Origin of the sequence: Streptomyces sp. NPDC058741, assembly GCF_042746715.1 — a bacterium.
Classification (GTDB): Bacteria; Actinomycetota; Actinomycetes; order Streptomycetales; family Streptomycetaceae; genus Streptomyces.
The window spans coordinates 20,756-39,258 of record NZ_JBHYQH010000011.1; the positions used below are offsets into that span (position 1 = coordinate 20,756).

Below are 18,503 nucleotides of genomic sequence, written 5' to 3' on the forward strand. Positions count from 1 at the left end.
ACCCGAAAGTGCGGGCCCCAGCTGCGAAAAATGCGTCAGTGCTGGTGCGTCAGGCGGGAACGATGTTCTCGGCCGTCAGGCCCTTCTGGCCCTGCGCGATGTCGAACGACACCTTCTGGCCTTCGAGCAGCTCGCGGAAGCCCTGGGAGGCGATGTTCGAGTAGTGGGCGAAGACGTCGGCGCCGCCGCCGTCCTGCTCGATGAAGCCGAAGCCCTTTTCCGCGTTGAACCACTTCACGGTACCGGTAGCCATTTTGTTTCTCCTTCGGAGGCGGGGTCAGGAAAACGCCCTGTGCGTATTCCGTGTCGCCGTGTTGATCAGCCGTCGGAAAAACCTTCTGGCAACCACACCTGCAACAACTGATGAGGACAGTAGCACGTTGGCTTCGCCCGTGTGCGGTACGTTAATTCCGGCCGTCCGGGCCGGTGGGAATATTCGAAGCGCGCCGCTTCGATTTCTCATGCCGCCGTGACAGATATTGACTCCCCGGGGTGCAGTGCTACCGCCCGGTTCCCTCGCCCGCACCGCTGTGACCTCGCCCGCAGGCCCCCGTGCCGGGTGTCGACGCCGCACGGCGTGAACACCCCGCCCGCCGCCCTCGTGTGGCCTTCGTCTCCTTCCCCCGGAGGGTCGTGACCGTGCGTACACGTTCCGTTTGCAGCGGCCCGGGGCCGCTCACAGACTGACCGGATGACCCGTACGCACGGACGGTCCGTCCTCGCCGCGGCGAGCGGCCTCGTGTCCCTCGCCGTCCTCACCACGGGCTGCGGCGACTCGGGCGGGGAGCCGCGGGGCACCCGGACGGTCACCGAGACGACCACCGGCCCCGCCGCGACGACGAGCCGGCCGGACGAGGACGAGGGCACGGGGCCGGTCCGCACCTACCCGGGTGCCGAGGTCGTCACCGAGGCCAAGGGGTTCACCATGCTGCGCACCGACGACTCGGTGGAGAGGGTGGGCGACTTCTACATCCGCCTGCTGGAGGACGAGGGCTGGGACATCCTCTCCAAGTACGAGGGGGAGACCAGCGTGCACCTGCTGGCCCGCAAGGGCGACGACGGCCTGACCGTGCAGGTCAGCCCGGCGGGGTCCGGCACGACGATCTCGATCTCCTACTACGGCGTGTAGCCGGGGCCGGAAGGGCTCCGCCCCGGTCACCGGGCGAGCGTCGGTACGTCCGGATTCCCCGGAGCCCGCGCGCGCTCCGGGCGTCTCCCGCCGAGGTCGCCGACCACCCCCGCTACGAAGGCGCACAGTTCGTGGCCGAGCGAGCGTCCCGTGGCGGCGAAGAGGTCGGGGTAGAGGCCGGGGAAGGTGTTCTCGTCCACGATGACCGGCCGGCCCTCGCTCACGATCAGGTCGAACCCGACCAGGGGCAGACCCAGGATCCGCTGGGCCCGCCGGACGAGCCGGGCGTGGGCCGGCGGCACGTCGCACCCGTCGACGTCACCTCCCGCACCCCGAGGGTCGTACACCTTCCACACATCGGTGGACAGGCGGGTGAACCGGTGGGTGCGCTTGCGGTAGCCGTACATCAGTCTGCCGTCGAGGAGGGTCGTGCCGAGCCAGTCCCCGGGGCCGCTGCTCGGGCAGATCCGCTCCAGCAGCAGGGTGCCGTCCGAACGGGCCGCGACCTCGTGGTCCAGGAAGCCCACGAGGTCGCGCAGCGTCGCGAAGTCCTCCACCAGCAGGACCCCTTGCCCGTAGGAACCGAGCCGGGGCTTCAGCAGGGCGCGGCCCCACTCCGCGAGGACGGGGGCGGCGGCTTCCGTGTTGTGGTGGCCGACGAGGAGCGTGTCGGGCACCGGCAGTCCGGCCCGGGACAGCGCGAGGTGGGCCCGGTACTTGTCGAGGCACGTCGCGAAGCGCTCCGGGTCGGGGACGACGGGGACGTCCAGGCTGAGCGTGCGCAGCGCCTCCTGGGTGTAGCCGCCGGGGTCCCGTGCGATCTCCGCGTGCCAGACGTACAGGTCGAGGTCGTGCAGGCAGACCTCACCGCAGTGCACCCTGCCGTTGCGGATGCAGGAGCGGCGGATGTCCAGGTCGTGCACGAACTCCACGCCCGTCAGACCGGCCAGCAGCTCCCTCAGCAGCGCCTGCTCTCCGGCCGGGATCCGGCCGGCCTCGGCACGGGCGCCCGGCGGGACCCCGCCGTGGGAGAGGGCGGGCGGCAGGAACGTCCCGACCCTCAGCACGGGCCGGGCGCCGAGCGGGAAAGGGGCCGGCGACGGGTGCGGCCGGGAAGTCCCGGCCCTGCGGGGTGTCGTCGCCTGCCTGTTCATCGGCACCATCTCCGCCGTCCGGACGCGGTCGGGGCGTCGCCGTGCCGGCCTCGCTCTCTGCCCGGGAGTCCCGCCCCGGCGCGGCGGGCGGGGCCGCGCAACGCCGCGCCGCAGCGCCGCGTTCACGCCCTTCACCCAGGTCAGCACACCCCTCCGGCGGACGCATCTCGGCGACCCGGCCGGTGCCCGGCGAGCCCCCTGCGGGTGCGGTGTCGCCCGCATGGGCCAGCGCCGCGCGCCCCGCGGGCCCGTGGTGCGCACGGGCGTGCACTCTGAACCCCGGCGGGCGGCAACCGTGGTCGGTCCCGGCGGCGGACGGTCGCCCGCCCGGGCGGAGCGAGCGAACGGCGGGGCACATTCGTGCGGTGGCGAAACCGAGGGCGGCGGACCAGGGGCCCGGCCGAGCAGAGGGCGTCACCGGCCGCCAGAACCCTCTTCCTCCTCCTCGCCACCGAGAACCTGCTGATCAACTACACCTCCACCGCCATGAACGTGGCGCTGTCGGACCTCGTCCGGGACCTGCACACCACGCTGACCGGCGTGCAGGCGGTGATCTCGCTCTACGCCCTGGTCGTCGCCGCGTTCCTGATCACGGGGAGCAAGGCCGGCGTCCGCCACGGGTACCGGCGGACCTTCCGTCTCGGCGGCGCGGTCTTCGCGCTGGGGGCGCTGGTCACCGCCTTCGCCCCGAGCCTGCCGTTCGCGCTGCTCGGCTGGTCCCTGCTCCAGGGGCTCGGCGTGGCCGCGATGCTGCCGGCCCTCCTGGCGATGCTCACCACGGCCTTCACCGGAGCCGTCCGCACGAAGGCGCTGTCCACCCTGGCCATGACGTCCGGGGTCGGCGCGACGGCCGGTCCCGTCCTCGGCGGCCTGATCACCGCCTACCTGAACTGGCGCGTGTCCTTCCTCCTCACGGCCGTGATCACCCTCGCGGTCACCTGGCTCCTGCGGCAGACGGCCGACGCCCGGCCTTCCCCCGCCCCCACCGCACAGCGCTCCGACGTCCTGGGGGTGGTGCTGTCCACGACCGGCCTGGCCCTGCTGGTCGTCGCGAGCCTGCTGGCGGGGCGCTACGGCCTCCTGAAGGCCCGCCAGGACTTCGTACTGTTCGGGCAGACGCTCCTGGAGCGCGGCGGTGTGTCGCCGGTCCCCCTCCTGTCGGCCGTCGGGCTGCTCGTCCTGACCGCCTTCGCCGGCTGGGAGCGCCACCTCGTCCGTGGCGGCAGGGACCCGCTGGTCCGGCTGTCGGTCCTGCGCGACCGCACCGTCCGGACCGGGACCTGGGCCCAGCTGATGCAGATCCTGGTGCCCGGCGGTGTGCTCTTCCTGATCCCGGTGTTCCTGCAGACGACCCTCGGACTCGACGCGCTGCGCTGCGGAGTCGTCCTGCTCCCGACGGCGCTGGGCCTGATGCTGGCCGCGGGCCCGACGGCCCGGCGCGTCGGCCGCGGGCGGATGACCCACCGCGCGGCCGCACGGGGGGCGTTCGTCTTCATGGCCGCCGGCTGCGCCGCCGTCGCCCTCCTGTTCACCCCCGACGCCCAGGGGGTGACGGCAGTGGGTCTGGCCCTCGCACCCGGCATCCTCCTCATCGGGATCGGCCGGGGCATGGCCACGACGATCACGGACCTCGTCCAGTCGGCGCCCCCGCCGGACGAGGTGGGCGACGTGACGGGCCTGTCGCGCACGGCCGGCTACCTGGGCAGCTCCTTCGGGGTCGCGCTCGCCGGTGCCCTGATGACGGCGACGCTGCTGTACGCGTTCGAGACGGGGGTGCGGGACAGCGCCGTCCTGACCGCCGGCCAGAAGGACACGGCGACGCGGACGCTGCAACAGCAGGTCCAGATCACGGCCGCCTCCGACGACGCCCTGCGCGCGCGGCTGACGGCACGCGGCGTCACGGGACCGGCGGCGGACGAACTGGTACGCATCAACGCCCGGGCGAGGGAGCAGGCACTGACGGTGTCGGCCGCGGGGATGGCCGCGCTGGCGGTGGTCGGCTGCTTGACGGCTCGGCGCATCCCGGCCGACTGACGGCTCGGCGTGTCCGGGTCGACTGACGGCTCGGCGCATCCCGGCCGACTGACGGCTCGGCGTGTCCGGGTCGACTGACGGCTCGGCGTGTCCGGGTCGACTGACGGCTCGGCGTGTCCGGGTCGACTGACGGCTCGGCGTGTCCGGGTCGACTGACGGCCCGGTGCGTCCGGGTTGGGTGACCGCCCGGTGCGTACGGGTCGGTTGGTCGACCGCCCGGTGTATCCGGGCCGCTTGACCGCCCGGCGTATCCCGGCCTCGGGTCTGACCACCGACGGCGCCAAGGCCTACAGCCAGAACACCTCCGGCGTCCCCGGCACCGCGGAGGCCGGCGACGCCTTCGCAAGGCCGTGCGCCCGGTCGACCTCGACCGGACCGGCAAGGCGGACCTCATCGCGGGCACCGCCCACGAGAACGGCTACGGCATGGTCACCCATCTGCGCGGCACCTCCACCGGCCTGACCACCCAGGGCGCCAAGAACATCACGGCCGCCGACGTGTCCCTGCAGGGCGGCACCGACATCAGCTCGCCGCTCCCCGAGAACCGCTACGAGCTCGGCTGGTCCGTCGCCACCGGCGACTTCGACGGCGACGGCGCCACCGACCTGGCCGCGGTGAACATCGCCGCTCCCGGCCTGAACGTCCTCAAGGGCCCCCGCTCCCGCACCGGCGTGGCCGCGGGCCTCAGCGGCATCGACACCCAGGACCGGACCGGCGTCAGCACCGAACAGATCACCGCGGGCGACGTCGCCGGCGACGGCAGGTCGGACCTGCTCGTCCTGGGCCAGGAGGAGATCACCGGCGGCCACCGCACCCGCGGCGTCCTCTACAAGGGCACGGCCTCCGGCCTCACGGCGGGCCCCGAGGTCGCCGGCGGTTACGCCGCGGTCATCGCCGACGTCGACAAGGACGGCCGCGCCGAGTTGATCAGCGGCGCCCGCGGCGAGAACGGCGGCGCGGGCGCGGCCTGGGTCCTGCGCGGCACCTCCACCGGCATCACGGCCACCGGCGCCAGGTCCCTAGGCAGCACGACACCGGGTGGACCGTCGGGCCTGGCGTACTTCGGCGACGTCCTGTCGGGCTGACCCACGTACACGCCGTGCGGTCCTCCCCACGGAGAACCGCACGGCCGCGACCCTGACCATCCCGTCGGGCGCAGGGACACCACCGGCCCCACACTGCCTCCTACGCCGGGAAGGGTGAATACAGTGATGTCCGGCCGAGTGAGAAGATCACGCTCGGGCCGGACGGGGCCTGGTTGAGCACCCACAGGCCGATCAGGGTGGCCACGGCGAAGACGATGGCGATCAGCACCGCGAGGATGAGCCGCCGCCGGCGTTCGCGGCGCAGCCACTCGCCACGTGCCGTGGAATAGGCGTCGGGGGCGGCCTGGACCCCGTCGGCCAGCGCCTGCAGGGCCTCGCGCAGCTCCCGCTCCGTGTGATCCGGGCTGGTGCGGTTCATCGCCGGGCCTCCATAGCTTGGGTCAGAGCGGTGGTGCCGCGTGACATGTGTGTTTTCACCGAACCGCAGGAGATGCCCATCGTGGCGGCGATCTCGCTCTCTTTCAGTCCGAGCCAGTGCCGCAGTACGAGCGCTTCGCGCTGGCGTGGTGGTAGTTGCTGGAGCGCGTCGACCAGAACGCGCTGGTCGTCGCGGAGCAGCGCGGTGCTCTCGGCGGACGCGGCGGTCTCGTCCGGTTCGGTCTCCGCGTGCTTGCGGGCGACCTGGAGGTGACGTATCCGCATGCGGATCAGGTTGCACACGGTGGACCGCAGATAGGCCTCGGCCGCCTCGACGTCCCGCAGGCGCTGCCACTTGCGGTAGATCTGGTAGTACGCCTCGGCCACCACGTTCTCCGGGTCGTCCGCACCGAGCAGGTGGGCGAGCCGCAGCATCGAGGAGTAGTGCAGCTCGAACAGCCGGGCGAGACCGGCCTCGCGTTCCAGGTCGGCCGGAGGTGTCGGCGCGGGCGAAAGGGGCTCGGCAGGGGGCTGAGCCGGCTGTCCGACGGGAGGTTCCTGTACGGATGTTGTCTGTCTGCGTCTCACGGGTTGTCTGCTCCACTCTCCGGGCGCCACCTCACGGTCAGGCGCGACGGCAGGTCGGTCAGATCGGCGCTGCGCGCGACGCCGAGGCGTTCGAGGGCCGCGGTTCCGGCCACAGCGACGGTCAGATTGAGCAGCAGGGCCGCAAACCCCGCGTAGATCTCCACTGGTCCGAGACCGAGCGGCACGACGGGGGAGAACCCCTCGCGCACGACCATGAAAGTCCCGGCCACCATGCCCACGCCCCATCCGGCGAGCAGCGCCCGCGGATGCAGCCGCCCGGTGAAGAGCCCCACGGCCACTGCCGGGAAGATCTGCAGGATCCAGACCCCGCCGAGGAGCTGGAGATTGATGGCGTCCTGGTCGCGCAGTCCGAACACGAAGGCCACCGCGCCCACCTTCGCGGTGAGCGACACGGCCTTCGCGGTGCGCACCTGCCGCTTGGGCGTGGCCGTGGGGTGGAAGTACTCGACGTACACATTGCGTACGAAGCTGGTGGCGGCCGCGATCGACATGACGGCGGCGGGGACGAGCGCCCCCACGGTGATCGCGCCGAACACGAGCCCGGCCAGCGGACCCGGCATCAGCCGGTCGACCAGCATGGGCACCGCGGACTCGGCGCCGCCCCGGGGCGCCCGGACGCCGGCCGCGAGCGCGGCGATGCCGAGGAAGCCGAAGAGCGCGAGGAGGCCCGTCCAGGCAGGCAGCGCCACGCACGCCTTGCGCAGGGTGCGCGGGCTGTCGGCGGCGAACCCGGCGGTGAGCACGTGCGGATACATCAGCAGGGCCAGCGCGGAACCGAGGGCGAGCGTGGCGTACGGGGGCTGCTGTTCCGGGGAGAGGACCAAAGGGGAGTGGGCCACGTCCGTGCCGCCGAGCCGCCGGGCCGCGCCCTCGAACACGGCACCGGGCCCGCCGAGCCGCTCCAGGACCAGCCAGGTGACGGCGGTCAGCGAGACGAAGACCGCCACCGCCTTCAGCGCGGAGATGACGGTGGGCGCGCGCAGCCCGTGCCGGTAGGTGGCCACGGCCAGCCCCGCGAAGAGCGCCACCATCACCAGGTCGCCTGCCGCGCCCCGGGGGTAGAGGCCCCCGGCCGTGAGCACGGCCCGTATGCCGAGCAGTTGCAGCGCGAGGTACGGCATCGTCGCGAGTATCCCGGTCAGCGCGACCACGAGCGCCAGCGGCGGTGAACCGTAGCGTCCGCGCACGAAGTCGGCGACCGTGACGTATCCGTGGCGGCGGGCCACCGACCAGAGCCGGGTCAGCAGGACGAAGGCGATCGGGCAGACGATCACCGTGTACGGCACCGCGAAGAAGGCGGCGGCGCCGTTGCCGTAAGCCAGACCGGGTACGGCGGTGAAGGTGTAGGCGGTGAAGATCGTGCCGCCCAGCAGCAACCAGGTCCATACGGGGCCGAGGCTGCGGTCGGCGAGCGCCCAGCCGTCCAGCGAGGGCAGCCGGTCGACGGGGTGCAGGCGGCGCGCGGTGACGGCGAGCAGCGACGCTCCGCCGATCACGGCGAGGAACGTTGTGGTCATGGCGCCATCCGCCATGGGTCACCTTCCCTGGTGTGCCTGGACCCTCGCCTCCTGGTTGCGCAGGAGGCCGGTTCGGAGGACAGAGGAGGGCGGAGAAACAGCAGGAAATCTTCTGGACATCCGCTGTCAACCGGTTCAGGCGTATGGGCAACTCTTGCACAGACCCACAGCGAGGGAGAGAGGAGTGCAGGTCATGGCACGGACCGGACGTCCACGGCTACGAAGCGTAGCCGTCAGCCTGCTGCTGCTCGCTCCCGCCGCGGGACTGCTGTGGATCCCCTGGTACGCCGGCGAGGGCCCAAGGCTGGCGGGGACGCCGTTCTTCTACTGGTACCAGCTCGCCTGGGTACCGGGGTGCGGCCTCTGCCTGCTGGCGGCCTACGTGCTGAACAGGCACGACGACCGTCACGGCCCTTGATCGGCGCCGCCTCCCCTCCCCGTATCGCTCCGCGTACCGCTTCGGAACATCTCGCGAACCATCCCACACACCTCCAGGTGAGGAGTCGCCATGCCTACGTCAGCCACGCCCGGATCCGCTCCGCCGGCGGCGGGCGGCCCGCCGTCCCGGCGGTCCCGCACGACCCCCGGTTCGATCCTCACCTGGACGGCCGTCGCGCTGGCCGGCGCGGTCGGCTGGGGAGTCCTCGCGCTCTCCCGCGGCGAGGAGATCTCCGCCGTGTGGCTGGTGATGGCGGCCCTCGGTTCGTACGCCATCGGCTACCGCTTCTACTCACGGTTCATCGCCCGCCGGGTCCTGGAGGTCGACGACACCCGCGCCACCCCGGCCGAGCGGCTGGAGGACGGAGTCGACTACCACCCGACGGACCGCCGGGTGCTGTTCGGCCACCACTTCGCGGCGATCGCCGGCGCCGGTCCGCTCGTGGGTCCGGTGCTGGCCGCGCAGATGGGCTATCTGCCGGGCACGATCTGGATCATCGTGGGCGTGATCTTCGCCGGCGCGGTCCAGGACATGATCGTCCTGTTCCTCTCCATGCGCCGGGACGGCAAGAGCCTCGGCCAGATGGCCCGGGACGAGATCGGCAGAGTGGGCGGTGCGGCGGCACTGATCGGTGTCTTCGCCATCATGATCATCCTGCTCGCGGTGCTGGCCATGGTCGTCGTCAACGCACTGGCCGAGTCGCCCTGGGGCACCTTCTCGGTCGCCATGACCATCCCCATCGCCCTCTTCATGGGCTTCTACCTGCGCTACCTGCGGCCGGGCCAGGTCGTGGAGACCAGCTTCATCGGCGTGGTACTGCTGCTGCTCGCCATCCTCGGCGGCGGCTGGATCCAGGACTCCTCGCTGGCCCAGTACTTCGTCTGGAGTCCCGAGACCCTGGTCTTCTGCCTCATCGGCTACGGCTTCGTGGCCTCCGTGCTCCCGGTGTGGATGCTGCTGGCGCCCCGTGACTACCTGTCGACGTTCATGAAGGTCGGCACCATCGCCCTGATGGCCGTGGGTGTGGTGATCGCCGCTCCGAACCTCAGGGCGGAGCCGGTGACCGAGTTCGCCTCGACGGGCGCCGGACCGGTCTTCGCCGGATCACTGTTCCCGTTCCTGTTCATCACCATCGCCTGCGGCGCCCTGTCGGGCTTCCACGCGCTGGTCTCCTCCGGCACCACCCCCAAGCTGATCCAGAAGGAGTCCCAGGTCCGGCTGATCGGGTACGGCTCCATGCTCACGGAGTCCTTCGTCGCCATCATGGCCCTGATCGCGGCCTGCGTGCTGGAACCGGGCCTGTTCTACGCCATGAACTCCCCCGCCGCGCTGCTCGGCCCGACGGTGGATACCGCGGCGGAAGCGGTGAAGAACCTCGGCTTCAGCATCACCCCGGACCAGCTCGCCGCGGCTGCCAAGGCCGTCGAGGAGGAAACGCTGGTCGGCCGCTCCGGTGGTGCGCCCACGCTGGCCGTCGGGATGTCGGAGATCTTCGCCGGGGTGTTCGGCGGGGCGGGGATGAAGGCCTTCTGGTACCACTTCGCCATCATGTTCGAGGCCCTGTTCATCCTCACCACGGTGGACGCGGGCACCCGAGTGGGCCGCTTCATGCTCCAGGACATGCTGGGCAACGTCTGGAAGCCGATCGGCCGCGTCACCTGGAAGCCGGGCATCTGGATCACCAGCGCTCTGGTCGTGGGCGCCTGGGGCTACTTCCTGTACGCCGGTGTCACCGACCCGCTGGGCGGCATCAAGCAGCTGTTCCCGCTGTTCGGCATCGCCAACCAGCTGCTGGCCGCGGTGGCCCTGGCCGTCACCACCACCGTACTGATCAAGTCCGGCAAACTGCGCTGGGCGTGGGTCACCGGCATTCCGCTGGCCTGGGACGTGGCCGTCACCTTCACCGCGGGCTGGCAGAAGATCTTCTCCGACGACCCGAAGATCGGCTTCTTCGCCCTGCGGGACAAGTACGCGCAGGCCATCGACGCCGGCCAGCTCCTGCCGGGGGCCACGAACATGGACGACATGCACACCATCGTGCTCAACAACACGGTCGACGGCGTGATCATGGCCATCTTCCTCCTGCTGGTCCTCATCGTGCTGGTCAACTGCGCGGTCGTCTGCGTCCGCGCCGTCCGGACCTCCGAGCCGCTGCCGACGAGCGAGGTCCCGTACGTGGCCTCCCGCATCGACGTGCCGGCGGAGCGGGAGGAGCCCCTGTCGGAGGTGCGGGCATGAGGGCCGCACGCTGGCTGCGGACCGTGCACTGGTACGTGCGGGAGCTGACCGGAGAGGCGGAGTACGACCGCTACTGCGAGCGGTACCGACGCCACCACCCGCAAGCGCCGGTACCGACCCGCCGGGAGTACCAGGTGCAGCGCGCTCTGCACCAGGAGACCCACCCCCAGAGCCGCTGCTGCTGACGCCGCGGCGACGACCGCGGGGCGGGCGCGCCGACCAGCCCTGACCGGCGCGCCCGCCCCGCACCACCCTTTCGTACCCGACCGGAACCAAGATGTTCAGACGCCGCACAGCCCTGCAGGCCCGCCCCGAACTCGACGATCAGCCCCTCCGCGTGACCCTGGCCCGGCTCCGCCCCACGGGACAGCTCCACGGTCTCGGCGCGGGCACCACGCGCCCCGTGTGGGAGCCGGTCGCCGAGTTGCTGCGCGCCACGGGGCGGGACTGGGACCGGCGTGTGCACCGGATCTCCGTACTGGCCCGGCACCTGCCCCCCGCGGTCTGCGCGCGCTGGGCCGCCGACCGTCCCGGCGACGGGGACGCCCTGGTCCTGAGCGCCTTCGTCCAGGTCACCAGAGCCGCGGCCGAGGGGCGGGCCGCTGCGGGCCCGGCCGAGCAGGCGTGCCTGCGCGCCGCCGACGTCTGTTCCGCGGACCCGACACCGTGGCTGGCTCTGCTGGACCTGATGCGTTCCTTCGCGGTACCCGTCCACGACGCCGTTCCCGTCTGGACCGAGGCCGTCTCCCGAGCCCCGTGGCACCGGACGGCCTACCACGACCTGCTGAGGTACCTATCCCCGCGCGGCCGGGGAACCGTCGCCGACATGCTGGACTTCGCCCGGCAGAGCGCCGCCCGGGCACCGTACGGATCCCCGGTCGCGCTGCTGCCCGTCGCGGCTCACGTGGAGATCGTCGCCCACCGGCTGCGGCAGTCGGTGCCGGGGGCGGGGCTCCTGTGGAACGAACCACACGTGACCGAGGAGATCGACACGGCCCTGAAGCAGTGGTTCGACTCCCGTGCCACCCCGCATGCCGAGGCACTGATGGACCTCAACATCCTCGCCTTCGCCCTGGTCCAGACGCACCGGCCCGCCGACGCCCGGCGGGTCCTCACACGGACAGGGCGTTACATGACCTCCCATCCCTGGGATCTCCTGCCCGATCCGGAACGCACCTTCCGCTACTGGAGCGGCCACTGAGCCGGCCGGCTGAAGGTGTTCCCGCCCATCGCCGGTTCCATCTGCGGGACGTCGTTCTCGGCGGTCGTGGCCTGACTGCCCGGTGACTCGCGCCGCGCTGGATCCGTCGCCGAACGATCGGCGGCCGGGGATCACGGTCGGGTGACGGGTCCCATGGACTGCCCGGCCCCGAGGCGGCGTTCGCGCAGCCGCCGCTGCCCGGATCAGAGCGCGCGACGTCGTCGAACGGTGCTTCACCCGCCCGTGACGCTGATCCGCCGCAGGGCGGTACGGCTCAGGAAAGGCGGACTGCGACGGATCCGTGTGCCTCCGACCGCGGTTGACCGGGGCACCTTTCCGACGTCGGGACGAACAGCACGCGGCTGGTCCGCCGCGCGGGCGCTGCCGAGCCTCGCCCCACCGGTATCGCACCGGTTCGCTCGACCGGTGATGTCTTGGTCAATCAGACACTCGAGAAGCCGTGGGGGGACGCCGTCGTGAGTTCGGCCCATACGAGCTGGCCGTGAGGGAGGCGGCAGGTGCCCCACCGGGAGCTGAGAGCCTCGACCAGGTGGAGACCGCGTCCGCCGCATGCGTCGCCTCCCGTGCTCCGAGGCGTCAGACTGCCGTCCCAGCCGAGCCCGTGATCCCCGACTTCGACACGGATGACGCACGAGGAGGCTCCGTCGCACACGACCTTCAGGATGTGCCAGACGGGACTCGCGCCATGCAGGACCGCATTGGTGACCAGTTCGGAGATGACCAGTGCGGCTTCCTCGGCACACTGGGAGTGACACCTGCGGCGAAGCTCGTCCGTCACCTGTCGCCGTGCCTGCCGCGGCGATTCGAGCGTCGCGGGGAGGATCCACTTGCTGGTGCACGCGGTACGGGACACGTCAGTGCCGAGGATGGACATAGCGGGCTCGCAGAGGGGTGAACGCAGCCTGTCTGTGTCAACGGCGTCCCCGCCTCACGCGAGGTGTCGTCCGCAGGCCACTGGGGGGCTTTGCATAAGAGTTGTCCTGCTGTGCGATCCGGTTGACAGCAGGCACCGGGTGGATTCCCCGGTCACTCCTGCCGATCCGAGAGGAACGGCCGACTGCCGCCAGCCGCCGCCTCCCGGGGGATCTCGCGTGCCTCCTCCAGCGGCTGCGGGTTGTCCGGTCGCCGACGTTCGCCTCACAGCCCCCTGTTCCGCGCCGGCACCCCGGAGAGCTTCCGGTTCCAGGACCTGCGGCACACCGGGCACATGCGCTCCCTCCGGACCCACCCTGAAGGACACGGTGGTGCGCGCCGGCCGTCGTCCGAGAAGGCCGCGCTGATCTGTCGGCACTCGGGCGAGGAGCACCGGCACGAGGTCGCCACCGGCCTCGGCGCCACGTCGGGCCACGCGAGCTGGAGTTGTACGCCACGCTCGCCGGCTTCGAGGTCACCGGGATCACCGACGAGTCCGGAGGCGGGGGTGTGACCGGCCCGGAGGCCCACACCGTGGCCCGGTAGCTGCGGGGGACGGGGAGGGGTACGTACGCCCGGTGCGTTTGGGGTGCGGGCGACCACTCACCGGTCTAGGCAACAAAGAACCCCCGGGCCTCTGACCTGGGGGTTTCGCATGGAGCGGGTGACGAGAATCGAACTCGCGCTCTCAGCTTGGGAAGCTGATGTTCTACCATTAAACTACACCCGCGCAAGACTCCGACCGAGTCGGTGTCCGAATGCTCAGCCACTCTACCTCATGCCAGGCCCCCGGTGTTCGCGCCGCGGGGCCTGATGATGTCTCAGGGATGGGATGCGGCTGCGGGGGAGCGGAGTTGGGGCGTACGGTGGGGGCCTCGCGGAGGGCCCGGGCGGGTCGGGCATGCCGCCTGAGGGTCGTCCCTTTGATCCATTACTGTGGCATTTGTCGTCAGGCGAGCAGCAGCCCGACGCGCCTCTTGGGGAAGGGACTCTTGGACTTGATGGAGCGCACCGTCGTCCGTTGTGCCGATGGGCACGTGTTCAGCACCGCTTCGTTCCCGATGCAGCAGGCCGAGCGGCTCGGCCCCGGGCGGCTGCTCCGGTGTCCGCGCTGTGCGCGGCTCCGGAGCGTCGTGCCCGTGAGCTTGCAGAAGCGGTAGCGGGCAGAGCGACGCGAGGACGGACAAGTACACGGGAGTACGTGCGCAGGCGCGTGGAGTCGTCCGGTTGTGGGCGCTCCGCGCGCCTTGCGTATCCTCGGGGCGTGCTTCTCTCAGACAAAGACATCCGGGCCGAGATCGACGCCGGACGGGTGCGGATCGATCCCTACGACGACGCGATGGTGCAGCCGTCGAGCATCGACGTGCGCCTCGACCGCTTCTTCCGGGTGTTCGAGAATCACCGGTACCCCCACATCGACCCCGCCATCGAGCAGGCCGACCTGACCCGGCTCGTCGAGCCGGAGGGGGACGAACCGTTCATCCTGCACCCCGGTGAGTTCGTGCTCGCCAGCACCTACGAGGTCATCAGCCTGCCCGACGATCTCGCCTCCCGGCTGGAGGGGAAGAGCTCGCTCGGGCGCCTGGGGCTCGTCACGCACTCCACCGCCGGGTTCATCGACCCCGGCTTCAGCGGGCACGTCACCCTGGAGCTGTCCAACCTCGCCACCCTGCCCATCAAGCTCTGGCCGGGCATGAAGATCGGGCAGCTGTGCATGTTCCGGCTCAGCTCGCCCGCCGACTTCCCCTACGGCAGTGAGCGGTACGGGTCGCGGTACCAGGGGCAGCGGGGGCCGACCGCCTCCCGGTCCTTCCTCAACTTCCACCGGACCCAGGTGTGAGCGGCGCGGACAGCGGGGGCACGGACAGCGGGAGCCGGACGTGAGCGGCATAGAAGACGTGAGCGGTGTGCGGGAGAACCTGACCTACGAGGCCTTCGGCGTCGCGGTGCGCGAGCTCGCGCAGACCATCGCCGACGACGGCTACCAGCCCGACATCGTGCTCAGCATCGCCCGCGGCGGCGTCTTCGTGGCCGGCGGGCTCGCCTACGCCCTCGACTGCAAGAACATCCACCTGGTGAACGTGGAGTTCTACACGGGGGTGGGGACCACGCTGGAGATGCCCGTCATGCTCGCGCCGGTCCCGAACGTGATCGACTTCTCCCAGAAGAAAGTGCTGATCACCGACGACGTCGCCGACACGGGCAGGACGCTGAAGCTGGTGCGCGACTTCTGCCTCGACACCGTCGCCGAGGTGCGCAGCGCCGTCGTCTACGAGAAGTCCCAGTCGCTCGTGAAGTGCGAGTACGTGTGGAAGCGGACCGATGAGTGGATCAACTTCCCCTGGTCGGTTCAACCGCCGGTGATCAAGCGCGCGGGGCAGGTGCTGGACGCCTGAGTCCCGGTCGTCAGCCCTGTGCGACGACCGTGAGAAGCACCGCCGCGTCCTCCAGTGCCTCCAGGCCGTGCCGGGCGGGCGGGATGACGATCAGGTCGCCGGCGCGGCCCTCCCGCTCGGTGTCGCCACTGGTGAGGCGGACGTGTCCGCGCAGGATCAGCAGGGTCGCCTCACCGGGGTTCTCGTGCTCGGCGAGGGCCGTGCCGGCGGTCAGTGCGAGGAGGGTCTGGCGCAGGGTGTGCTCGCGGCCGCCGTGGACGGTGGTGGCGCTGCGGCCGTTGCGCGTGGCGTGGGCCTGTTCCAGGTGTTCGCGGGCGAGGGCGTCGAGGGAGAGCGTCTTCTGCATGGCGTCAGCCTTCCCGTGAGGACCGGGCGGTGACCAGGGCCGCGTGGGGTACGAGTGGGAGGCATGGTGGTCCGTTCGTCCGTCCCGTCGGCCCGGCGGGTGTGCCCCACCCCCCGAGTGCTCGCTCCGTGCCTCCCGGGTTCGGTCGCCTGTGCGTGCGCCGGGCGGGTCTTCCGCCGCGGCGAGTCCGTGGCCCCCGGGCCCGCCGGGAGGGCCGTGCCCGCCCTCCCGGCGGGCACGGCACGCCCGTGGTCGATGGTGCGAGGGGTGGGTCAGATGACGCCCTGTGCCAGCATCGCGTCCGCCACCCGCTCGAAGCCGGCGATGTTCGCGCCGGTCACGTAGTCGCCCGGGGCGCCGTAGCGTTCGGCGGTCTCGGCGCAGGTGGTGTGGATGTCGGTCATGATGCGCGCCAGTTCGTTCTCGACCTGGTCCGCCTTCCATGACGTACGGGCCGCGTTCTGCGTCATCTCCAGGGCGCTGACCGCGACTCCGCCGGCGTTGGCCGCCTTGCCCGGGCCGAAGGCGACGCCCGCCTGCTGGAGCAGGTCGACCGCCTCGGGCGTCGTGGGCATGTTGGCGCCCTCGGAGACCGCCTTCACGCCGTTGCGGACGAGGGTGGCGGCGTCGGCGGCGTTCAGCTCGTTCTGGGTGGCCGACGGGAGGGCGACATCGGCCGGGACCTCCCAGACCCTGCCGCCGGGCACGAATCGCGCGGAGGCGCCGCGGCGCTCGGCGTAGGTGCTCACCCGGCCCCGCTCGACCTCCTTGATCTCGCGCAGCAGGTCGAGGTCGACGCCCTTCTCGTCGACGACGTAGCCGCTGGAGTCGGAGCAGGTCACCGGGTTGGCGCCGAGGGCGGCCAGCTTCTGGATGGTGTGGATCGCGACGTTGCCGGAGCCGGAGACGACGGCCGTCTGCCCCTCGAGGTCCTCGCCGCGCTCGCGCAGCATCGCCTCCGCGAACAGGACGTTGCCGTATCCGGTCGCCTCGGGCCGGATCAGTGAGCCGCCCCAGCCGGCGCTCTTGCCGGTGAGGACGCCGCCCTCCCAGCGGTTGGTGATCCGCCGGTACTGGCCGAAGAGGTAGCCGATCTCGCGGCCGCCCACGCCGATGTCGCCGGCCGGTACGTCGGTGTACTCGCCGATGTGCCGGTGCAGCTCCGTCATGAAGGACTGGCAGAACCGCATGACCTCCGCGTCGCTGCGGCCCTGCGGGTCGAAGTCGCTGCCGCCCTTGCCGCCGCCGATGCCGAGGCCGGTCAGGGCGTTCTTGAAGATCTGCTCGAAGCCCAGGAACTTGATGATGCCGAGGTTCACCGACGGGTGGAAACGCAGACCGCCCTTGTAGGGGCCGAGGGCGCTGTTGTACTCGACCCGGAAGCCGCGGTTGACGTGGACCCGGCCCTGGTCGTCCTCCCACGGCACCCGGAAGAGGATCTGCCGCTCCGGTTCGACCAGCCGTGCGAGGAGGCCGGGCACGGCGTACTCGGGGCGTGCCCCGAGCACCGGGGCGAGGGTGTCCAGCACTTCGCGTGCGGCCTGGTGGAACTCGGGTTCCGCGGGGTTGCGGCGCTCGATCTCGGCGCGCAGCAGGTCGAGCGAGAACGGGGAGGACGTCGGTGAGCTCACGGGGTCTCTTTCTGGCGCGGCTGACACCGGTACGGTGACCGGGGACGGGCGCTCGGCACCGTTGCCGCGCGCAGGACGACGGCCGCTCCGGATCGTATACGGCGGAACGGCCGGATCTTCAGTGTGACCCGGGCGTCGACGCGATACCAAGACTCGGGCCGAATCGACCGCTGATCGCCCCCGATCGCCCCCGAATCGCTCCCGGACCGCTTGCCGATCGGCGGTGGATCGCCCGGCCGGGAACGGGCCGGGAACGGGCCGGACAGGGGCCGGGCCGGGATCAGGCCGGAGGAGGGCCGGAAAAAGGGGCTCCGCGAGGGGAACCCCTTCCTCGCGTGCCTGGAGCCTCAGACGGTGCCCAGCTTCACGATCGACAGCAGCGCGATCAGCTGGATCGCCGACGCGCCCAGTGCCTTCGGCCAGGGCAGGTCGTGGGAGCGGCTGACCATCAGGGTCAGCAGCGCGCCGCCCGCGACCCACGTCGCCCAGCCCAGGATCTGCACGAACGTCGCGTCGCCGCCGGCGAACATCGCGAAGATCAGGCGGGGCGCGTCCGTGAAGGACATGATCAGCATGGAGAGGCCGACCGTGGGCTGCCAGGCGCCGTCGCCGCCGAGCTGGCGGGCCAGCGTGTGGGTGACCACGCCCAGGATGAACGCGCTCAGCACCATCGCCACGGCCGTCGTCAGGACGATCGGCACCGCGTTCGACAGGGTGGCGTTGATCGCGTCCTCGCGGGCGCCGTCGAAGCCGAAGACGGCGAGCAGGCCGTAGAGGAACGTGACGATGAGGGCCGGGCCCCACATCGTGTAGTCCCGCATCTGCAGGAACGTCTGGCTCGGGGAGAGGACGATGCCCTTCAGCAGGGCCTTCCAGGGCAGGCGCGGGCCGACCGGGCCGGGCGGCGGGGCGGCCGCGCCGGCGCGGTAGGTGTCGCCCTGGGTGTAGGGGTCCTCGCCGACGGAGAAGGCCTGGGTGTGGCCCGGGTTGTTCGCCGCGTACGGGTCCTGCGGACCCTGGGGGCCGGGTGGGGACGCGCCGTCGCCGAAGTACTCCGGCTCGCCCCGGTCGCCGTAACCGCGGCCGGGGGCGGCATGCGACTGCGGCGGCCAGGAGGGGCCGCCGCCGCTGCCGTACGGCTGCTGCTGCGGATACGGCTGCGGCGCCTGCGGGGAGCCGTACGACGGCCCCTGCGGCGTCTGCTGCCCGTACGGGGGGTGTTGCGGTCGCGTCTGAGGAGCGCCGTTGTCACGGCCGCGTCCGATCCTGAATCCAGCCACGTCTTCGAACGTACCTGGTCCCGGACGGCGGTGTGCCGGGCCCGGGCTCGTGGGCCCGGCTTTGCGGCCGAGCTGTGACATCCCTTAAGGGGCAGGGGCCTTGGGGATCCGTTTGTCGTCGGGGTTGGGCCGT

At 71.5% G+C, this 18,503-nt stretch carries 18 protein-coding genes and 1 tRNA gene; 9 read left to right on the forward strand and 10 right to left on the reverse strand.

Annotated features, from left to right (window positions below; all coding sequences use genetic code 11):
• Window positions 1-49 precede the first annotated feature (49 nt).
• Window positions 50-253 carry a cold-shock protein gene (locus ACFW6P_RS11670; RefSeq protein WP_073941483.1) on the reverse strand — a complete coding sequence of 68 codons (204 nt, stop codon included), beginning with the start codon at window positions 251-253 and terminating at the stop codon, window positions 50-52.
• Between the two features lie 438 nt (window positions 254-691).
• On the opposite strand from ACFW6P_RS11670, the gene ACFW6P_RS11675 reads away from it, so the two are divergent.
• The gene (locus ACFW6P_RS11675) at window positions 692-1,129 is read left to right on the forward strand and encodes a hypothetical protein (RefSeq protein WP_386351974.1); all 438 of its coding nucleotides are present in this window, start codon (window positions 692-694) and stop codon (window positions 1,127-1,129) included.
• 26 nt (window positions 1,130-1,155) lie between these two features.
• Here the strand turns inward: ACFW6P_RS11675 and ACFW6P_RS11680 are convergent, their stop codons facing one another.
• Entirely contained in the window at window positions 1,156-2,283 is a 1,128-nt protein-coding gene (locus ACFW6P_RS11680) for a RimK family alpha-L-glutamate ligase (protein ID WP_386351972.1), read from the reverse strand.
• A 360-nt stretch (window positions 2,284-2,643) separates the two neighbouring features.
• Here ACFW6P_RS11680 and ACFW6P_RS11685 point away from each other — a divergent pair, with 360 nt between their 5' ends.
• Window positions 2,644-4,317 (forward strand): MFS transporter, encoded by a 1,674-nt coding sequence (locus ACFW6P_RS11685; protein WP_386351969.1) that lies wholly within the window; start codon window positions 2,644-2,646, stop codon window positions 4,315-4,317.
• Between the two features lie 350 nt (window positions 4,318-4,667).
• Complete coding sequence (locus ACFW6P_RS11690) at window positions 4,668-5,402, forward strand: FG-GAP repeat domain-containing protein (protein WP_386423540.1); 735 nt, start codon at window positions 4,668-4,670, stop codon at window positions 5,400-5,402.
• A gap of 100 nt (window positions 5,403-5,502) precedes the next feature.
• Here the strand turns inward: ACFW6P_RS11690 and ACFW6P_RS11695 are convergent, their stop codons facing one another.
• Genes ACFW6P_RS11695 through ACFW6P_RS11705 form a run of 3 tightly spaced genes read right to left on the reverse strand, consistent with a single transcriptional unit; the run spans window position 5,503 to window position 7,921 of the window.
• On the reverse strand, window positions 5,503-5,781 hold the full coding sequence (locus tag ACFW6P_RS11695) for a hypothetical protein (RefSeq protein WP_386351966.1): 279 nt from the start codon (window positions 5,779-5,781) through the stop codon (window positions 5,503-5,505).
• Window positions 5,778-6,368 carry an RNA polymerase sigma factor gene (locus ACFW6P_RS11700; RefSeq protein ID WP_386351963.1) on the reverse strand — a complete coding sequence of 197 codons (591 nt, stop codon included), beginning with the start codon at window positions 6,366-6,368 and terminating at the stop codon, window positions 5,778-5,780. The genes ACFW6P_RS11695 and ACFW6P_RS11700 overlap by 4 nt, the downstream gene beginning before the upstream one ends.
• Complete coding sequence (locus tag ACFW6P_RS11705; protein WP_386351960.1) at window positions 6,365-7,921, reverse strand: sodium:solute symporter; 1,557 nt, start codon at window positions 7,919-7,921, stop codon at window positions 6,365-6,367. The genes ACFW6P_RS11700 and ACFW6P_RS11705 overlap by 4 nt, the downstream gene beginning before the upstream one ends.
• A 178-nt stretch (window positions 7,922-8,099) precedes the next feature.
• Here ACFW6P_RS11705 and ACFW6P_RS11710 point away from each other — a divergent pair, with 178 nt between their 5' ends.
• The 4 genes from ACFW6P_RS11710 to ACFW6P_RS11725 all read left to right on the forward strand — a co-directional run bounded on the left by ACFW6P_RS11710 (window position 8,100) and on the right by ACFW6P_RS11725 (window position 11,784).
• Window positions 8,100-8,324: a DUF3311 domain-containing protein gene (locus tag ACFW6P_RS11710; RefSeq protein WP_386351957.1), complete on the forward strand. Its 225-nt coding sequence runs from the start codon at window positions 8,100-8,102 to the stop codon at window positions 8,322-8,324.
• Between the two features lie 90 nt (window positions 8,325-8,414).
• The gene (locus tag ACFW6P_RS11715) at window positions 8,415-10,583 is read left to right on the forward strand and encodes a carbon starvation CstA family protein (RefSeq protein WP_386351955.1); all 2,169 of its coding nucleotides are present in this window, start codon (window positions 8,415-8,417) and stop codon (window positions 10,581-10,583) included.
• Complete coding sequence (locus tag ACFW6P_RS11720) at window positions 10,580-10,768, forward strand: YbdD/YjiX family protein (RefSeq protein WP_386351952.1); 189 nt, start codon at window positions 10,580-10,582, stop codon at window positions 10,766-10,768. Before ACFW6P_RS11715 ends, ACFW6P_RS11720 begins: the two co-directional genes overlap by 4 nt.
• Window positions 10,769-10,860: 92 nt before the next feature.
• Window positions 10,861-11,784, forward strand: coding sequence for a hypothetical protein (locus ACFW6P_RS11725; RefSeq protein ID WP_386351949.1), 924 nt, complete (start codon window positions 10,861-10,863; stop codon window positions 11,782-11,784).
• A 442-nt stretch (window positions 11,785-12,226) separates the two neighbouring features.
• Here the strand turns inward: ACFW6P_RS11725 and ACFW6P_RS11730 are convergent, their stop codons facing one another.
• Together ACFW6P_RS11730 and ACFW6P_RS11735 are read right to left on the reverse strand one after the other, a co-directional pair.
• Entirely contained in the window at window positions 12,227-12,679 is a 453-nt protein-coding gene (locus tag ACFW6P_RS11730; protein ID WP_386423541.1) for an ATP-binding protein, read from the reverse strand.
• A 694-nt stretch (window positions 12,680-13,373) separates the two neighbouring features.
• A tRNA-Gly gene (locus tag ACFW6P_RS11735) sits at window positions 13,374-13,447 on the reverse strand.
• Window positions 13,448-13,981: 534 nt separating this feature from the next.
• Here ACFW6P_RS11735 and dcd point away from each other — a divergent pair.
• The gene (dcd, locus tag ACFW6P_RS11740; protein ID WP_386351916.1) at window positions 13,982-14,557 is read left to right on the forward strand and encodes a dCTP deaminase; all 576 of its coding nucleotides are present in this window, start codon (window positions 13,982-13,984) and stop codon (window positions 14,555-14,557) included.
• A 58-nt stretch (window positions 14,558-14,615) separates the two neighbouring features.
• Window positions 14,616-15,113 (forward strand): phosphoribosyltransferase, encoded by a 498-nt coding sequence (locus tag ACFW6P_RS11745; protein WP_386423606.1) that lies wholly within the window; start codon window positions 14,616-14,618, stop codon window positions 15,111-15,113.
• A gap of 10 nt (window positions 15,114-15,123) precedes the next feature.
• Here ACFW6P_RS11745 and ACFW6P_RS11750 read toward each other — a convergent pair whose 3' ends face one another.
• The 3 genes from ACFW6P_RS11750 to ACFW6P_RS11760 form a co-directional block, all read right to left on the reverse strand.
• Complete coding sequence (locus ACFW6P_RS11750; protein ID WP_386423543.1) at window positions 15,124-15,459, reverse strand: cupin domain-containing protein; 336 nt, start codon at window positions 15,457-15,459, stop codon at window positions 15,124-15,126.
• A 272-nt stretch (window positions 15,460-15,731) separates the two neighbouring features.
• Complete coding sequence (gene gdhA / locus ACFW6P_RS11755) at window positions 15,732-17,090, reverse strand: NADP-specific glutamate dehydrogenase (protein ID WP_386423545.1); 1,359 nt, start codon at window positions 17,088-17,090, stop codon at window positions 15,732-15,734.
• 347 nt (window positions 17,091-17,437) lie between these two features.
• Window positions 17,438-18,451: a Yip1 family protein gene (locus tag ACFW6P_RS11760; RefSeq protein ID WP_386351910.1), complete on the reverse strand. Its 1,014-nt coding sequence runs from the start codon at window positions 18,449-18,451 to the stop codon at window positions 17,438-17,440.
• Window positions 18,452-18,503 lie beyond the last annotated feature (52 nt).

What these genes read in the sequence shown, in the direction of transcription:
- ACFW6P_RS11670 (WP_073941483.1), bottom strand. Translation starts at nt 253, where the DNA reads ATGGCTACCGGTACCGTGAAGTGGTTCAACGCGGAAAAGGGCTTCGGC.
- ACFW6P_RS11675 (WP_386351974.1), top strand. Translation starts at nt 692, where the DNA reads ATGACCCGTACGCACGGACGGTCCGTCCTCGCCGCGGCGAGCGGCCTC.
- ACFW6P_RS11680 (WP_386351972.1), bottom strand. Translation starts at nt 2,283, where the DNA reads ATGAACAGGCAGGCGACGACACCCCGCAGGGCCGGGACTTCCCGGCCG.
- ACFW6P_RS11695 (WP_386351966.1), bottom strand. Translation starts at nt 5,781, where the DNA reads ATGAACCGCACCAGCCCGGATCACACGGAGCGGGAGCTGCGCGAGGCC.
- ACFW6P_RS11705 (WP_386351960.1), bottom strand. Translation starts at nt 7,921, where the DNA reads ATGGCGGATGGCGCCATGACCACAACGTTCCTCGCCGTGATCGGCGGA.
- ACFW6P_RS11710 (WP_386351957.1), top strand. Translation starts at nt 8,100, where the DNA reads ATGGCACGGACCGGACGTCCACGGCTACGAAGCGTAGCCGTCAGCCTG.
- ACFW6P_RS11715 (WP_386351955.1), top strand. Translation starts at nt 8,415, where the DNA reads ATGCCTACGTCAGCCACGCCCGGATCCGCTCCGCCGGCGGCGGGCGGC.
- ACFW6P_RS11720 (WP_386351952.1), top strand. Translation starts at nt 10,580, where the DNA reads ATGAGGGCCGCACGCTGGCTGCGGACCGTGCACTGGTACGTGCGGGAG.
- ACFW6P_RS11725 (WP_386351949.1), top strand. Translation starts at nt 10,861, where the DNA reads ATGTTCAGACGCCGCACAGCCCTGCAGGCCCGCCCCGAACTCGACGAT.
- ACFW6P_RS11730 (WP_386423541.1), bottom strand. Translation starts at nt 12,679, where the DNA reads ATGTCCATCCTCGGCACTGACGTGTCCCGTACCGCGTGCACCAGCAAG.
- ACFW6P_RS11750 (WP_386423543.1), bottom strand. Translation starts at nt 15,459, where the DNA reads ATGCAGAAGACGCTCTCCCTCGACGCCCTCGCCCGCGAACACCTGGAA.
- ACFW6P_RS11760 (WP_386351910.1), bottom strand. Translation starts at nt 18,451, where the DNA reads ATGTCACAGCTCGGCCGCAAAGCCGGGCCCACGAGCCCGGGCCCGGCA.